Source organism: Streptomyces sp. NPDC002130, from assembly GCF_040296465.1.
Classification (GTDB): domain Bacteria; phylum Actinomycetota; class Actinomycetes; order Streptomycetales; family Streptomycetaceae; genus Streptomyces.
On record NZ_JBEOXI010000474.1, the window covers coordinates 1 to 3,210 of the forward strand.

Below are 3,210 nucleotides of genomic sequence, written 5' to 3' on the forward strand. Positions count from 1 at the left end.
GCCCCCGCGGCGCCCGAGGGCTCCACCCCGGACGGGCCCGAAACGGCCCCCGGGGAAACCGTCGCGAAGAATTCCTGAGCCCGTGTCGAGATGCGCCGCCCGGCTCCGACGTCCCCTGTGAAGAGCCGCCCACCGGGGCGGTGAGAGCCCAAGGAGCGACTGATGAAGTACCTGGTCATGGTGCAGGGCACGCAGGCGGACTACGAGGCCATGCGGGGCAAGGCGTCGGCGGACTCCCCGGCCTGGAGCGAGGAGGAGGTGCAGACCATGTTCGCCTACATGGGCGCCATCAACGACGACCTTTCCGAGAGCGGTGAGCTCGTCGACGCACAGGGCCTTGCCGAGCCGGCACAGACGCGGCACGTCACCCTCGGCGACGACGGCAAGGCCGTGATCACCGACGGGCCGTACAGCGAGACCAAGGAGCTGCTGGCCGGCTACTGGGTCCTGGAGTGCGAGAGCCTGGAGCGGGTCACGGAGATCGCCGACCGCGTCTCCCGCTGCCCCCAGCCGGCCGGTGCCCCCGCCCATCCGGTCGTGATCCGCCCGATCATGGACGGCTCCGGGGACCTCTGACGGACGGCCGGCGGCGACGGACACACCCGTGAGGAACGCGCCCGAGATCGAGGACCTGTTGCGCGGCAACGCGCCGCAGGTCCTCGGCGCGCTGGTCAGACGGTACGGGCACTTCGACGCCGCCGAGGACGCCGTTCAGGAGGCGCTGCTCGCGGCGGCCGGGCAATGGCCTGAAGCGGGCGTCCCCGGCAATCCGCGCGGCTGGCTGATCAAGGTCGCCTCGCGGCGGCTCACCGACGCCCTGCGCAGCGATCAGGCCCGGCGGCAGCGCGAGGAGCGGGCCGCCACGCTCACGCCCCGGGACGCCTTCACGGCCCCGCCGCCCGGGGAACGGGCGCCCCGGGAGGACGACACGCTCTCGCTGCTGTTCCTGTGCTGCCGTCCGGAGCTGTCGCCGCCCGCGCAGATCGCGCTGACTCTGCGTGCCGTGGGCGGTCTGACCACCGCGGAGATCGCGCGGGCTTTTCTGGTCCCGGAGGCGACGATGGCTCAGCGAATCAGCCGGGCCAAGCGGGAGGTGCGGGGCGTGCGCTTCGGCCGCCCGGATCACTGGGAGCAGCGGCTGCCGTCCGTCCTGCAAACCCTCTACCTGATCTTCAACGAGGGCTACACGGCCACCTCCGGCGCCGTGCTGCAACGCCGCGACCTCGCGGGCGAGGCCGTGCGGCTGACCCGCACGGTCCACCGGCTGCTGCCCGGCGACTGCGAGGTGGCGGGGCTGCTCGCCCTGATGCTGCTCACCGACGCCCGGAGGGACGCACGCAGCGGACCGTACGGCGAGCTGATCCCCCTCGACGAGCAGGACCGCGACCGCTGGGACCGGGCGGCGATCGAGGAGGGCGTCGCACTGGTCACCCGGGCCCTGTCCCGGGGCCGCCCGGGGCCGTTCCAGCTGCGGGCCGCGATCGCCGCCGTGCACGACGAGGCAGCTTCGCCCGCGGCGACGGACTGGGCCGAGATCCTGGGCCTCTACGACATCCTGGCCGGCCTGGTCCCCGGCCCGGTCGAACGCCTCAACCGCGCGGTCGCCGTCGCCATGGTCCACGGCCCGCGCGCAGGCCTCGCCGAAGTCGAGGCCCTCACGGACGAGTTGAGGGGTCACCGCCTGGACGCCGTACGAGGCCACCTCCTGGAGCGCGCGGGCGAGCCCGAAGCCGCCCGGGCCGCCTACGAGTCGGCGGCGGCACAGACCCTCAGCCTGCCCGAGCAGCGTTATCTCCGGGCCCGGGCGGCGCGGTTGGGTGACTAGCCTGTGAGGCATGGGTGTACCGGGGGAGCGGCGCCGCACGGTGTGGCGCCGGGTGATGATCGGGTGGGCGCTGCTCGTGGCAGTCGCGGGCGGACTGACGCTGTGGATGCAGGACTCCACGGAGCCGCAAGGGCCGTACGTCTGGCAGCGGTCGGACCCCGACGAGCCACCGGACCTGCCGCCCTGCCCGACCACCGGGGAAGCCGGGGCCGTCGCCTGCGCCTACGTCGACGTGCCCTGACCGCGCGACCCGCCCGTCACCGGATCCCGGGTCGTCAGGCAGTACGTGCCGCCCGACGGGTCGCGCATCACCGTCCAGCCCGAGAAACCGGCCACGAAGGCGGCCCCGAGCCGCTCGTGGTGTGCCCGGGTCGCCGTGACGTCCGCGCAGGCGAGGTCGAGGTGGGCCGAGGCCGGCCCCTCGCCGAGGCGTTGCAGGAGCAGACGGACCGGCAGGCCGGGCGGCGGCTCGACCACATGGAACTCGGGCAGGGCGCCCGGCAGCGACTCCCAGCCGTCGAGCAGCGCGCTCCAGAAGGCGACCTCGCCCTCGTAGGCCGAGGACGGGACGTCAACGCACACCTGGTCGAGACGGCTGCCCCGCACCACACCCGGCCGCGTCGACTGACCGTGCCAGGGATCCGCGCAGAACAACTGCCCGCCGGGCGAACGCAGCACGACGAGCGACCCGAGGTCGGCCACCACACCCGCGCCGAGCCGTACCGCCGCGGCGGCGAACTCCGCCACGTCGTCCACGCAGAAGTCGAGGTGCGCACCGCCGGAACCCGGGCCGACCGCCTGCACTTTCACGCACGCGTCGGCGCCCTCGGGGAGCAGGGTGACGAACTCGTCGTGCTCCCCGCGCACTTCAGACAGGCGGGTGTCCGTGACCACCGTCCAGAAGTCGCAGGCGGCGCCGAAGGCCTCACGCGGGCGGTCGATGAAGGCGTACGTCCATCTGATCCTCATGGGAGCGATCGTAGAGGGACGCCCCACCGCCACCTGCGTGAACCTCGACCCGGCCCTCGCCGCACCGGTCCCCATCCATCGGTCTGCGCTGTTTGCATTCAGCAATGGACCACATCACGTTCCTCGTGGCGGCCGTCATCGTCACAGCACTCGCCTTCGACTTCACCAACGGTTTCCACGACACGGCGAACGCGATGGCCACGTCCATCGCCACCGGCGCGCTCGCACCCCGTACGGCGGTCCTGATCAGCGGTGTTCTCAACGTCGTCGGCGCCTTCCTGTCCACCGAGGTCGCCAGGACCGTCTCGGCCGGCATCGTGGACGACACCCTCGTCTCCCCGGGCATGATCTTCGCGGGGCTGGTCGGCGCGATCCTGTGGAATCTGCTGACCTGGCTGATCGGTCTGCCCTCGAGC

At 72.8% G+C, this 3,210-nt stretch carries 5 protein-coding genes; 4 read left to right on the forward strand and 1 reads right to left on the reverse strand.

The window, feature by feature from the left end:
* Positions 1–162 precede the first annotated feature (162 nt).
* Genes ABT116_RS41275 through ABT116_RS41285 form a run of 3 tightly spaced genes read left to right on the forward strand, consistent with a single transcriptional unit; the run spans position 163 to position 2,066 of the window.
* Positions 163–576, forward strand: a complete 414-nt coding sequence (locus ABT116_RS41275; protein ID WP_351645374.1) for a YciI family protein — start codon at positions 163–165, stop codon at positions 574–576.
* Positions 577–604: 28 nt separating this feature from the next.
* Entirely contained in the window at positions 605–1,825 is a 1,221-nt protein-coding gene (locus tag ABT116_RS41280; RefSeq protein WP_351645377.1) for an RNA polymerase sigma factor, read from the forward strand.
* A 10-nt stretch (positions 1,826–1,835) separates the two neighbouring features.
* Positions 1,836–2,066 carry a hypothetical protein gene (locus tag ABT116_RS41285; protein ID WP_351645379.1) on the forward strand — a complete coding sequence of 77 codons (231 nt, stop codon included), beginning with the start codon at positions 1,836–1,838 and terminating at the stop codon, positions 2,064–2,066.
* Here the strand turns inward: ABT116_RS41285 and ABT116_RS41290 are convergent.
* Positions 2,048–2,794, reverse strand: coding sequence for a VOC family protein (locus ABT116_RS41290; RefSeq protein ID WP_351645382.1), 747 nt, complete (start codon positions 2,792–2,794; stop codon positions 2,048–2,050). The two genes, ABT116_RS41285 and ABT116_RS41290, sit on opposite strands and share 19 nt — an antisense overlap.
* Before the next feature lie 104 nt (positions 2,795–2,898).
* Between ABT116_RS41290 and ABT116_RS41295 the strand changes: the two genes are divergently transcribed.
* Positions 2,899–3,210, forward strand: a 312-nt coding sequence (locus ABT116_RS41295; protein WP_351645384.1) for an inorganic phosphate transporter, incomplete at its 3' end; no start/stop codon positions are given.

Bases quoted from the DNA above. Each gene is read 5' to 3' on its own strand.
- ABT116_RS41275 (WP_351645374.1), top strand. From the start codon at position 163: ATGAAGTACCTGGTCATGGTGCAGGGCACGCAGGCGGACTACGAGGCC.
- ABT116_RS41285 (WP_351645379.1), top strand. From the start codon at position 1,836: ATGGGTGTACCGGGGGAGCGGCGCCGCACGGTGTGGCGCCGGGTGATG.
- ABT116_RS41290 (WP_351645382.1), bottom strand. From the start codon at position 2,794: ATGAGGATCAGATGGACGTACGCCTTCATCGACCGCCCGCGTGAGGCC.